The sequence below is a fragment of the Aeromonas popoffii genome (genome assembly GCF_000820025.1).
Taxonomy (GTDB): Bacteria; Pseudomonadota; Gammaproteobacteria; order Enterobacterales; family Aeromonadaceae; genus Aeromonas; species Aeromonas popoffii.
Genome location: NZ_CDBI01000006.1, coordinates 1 through 266, shown reverse-complemented (window position 1 = coordinate 266; position 266 = coordinate 1). Strand labels below are relative to the sequence as shown.

Annotated in this window: 1 pseudogene; it reads right to left on the bottom strand. The window is 49.2% G+C overall.

The features are described from left to right. Positions 1–149: 149 nt before the first annotated feature. A pseudogene (locus BN1129_RS23930) lies at positions 150–230 on the bottom strand (gamma carbonic anhydrase family protein); the annotation flags it as partial. Positions 231–266: the final 36 nt, after the last annotated feature.

Sequence of the window (266 nt, the reverse complement as noted above, 5' to 3'; positions counted from 1 at the left end):
TGCCTCAACTGCCTCAACTATTACTCGTTCGCGATCTCACGTCATCTATATAGCGCTACCCCTGAGCGCGACTTAATCGTTAGTACTTATTCACAGTGTTGTGGGATCAGATGGATGGCTACCACCAGGGTTGTATAGGGATCTACTTACACCCGTTTGCCCAGTTGCGGGCGTTTTCCCTTGTAGGGTCTCAGTCGCAAGTCCATCTTGGCCTCCTTGTTTTCGGCCATTCTAGCAATCTGGAACCGGTTTCTGTGGATAAGTTT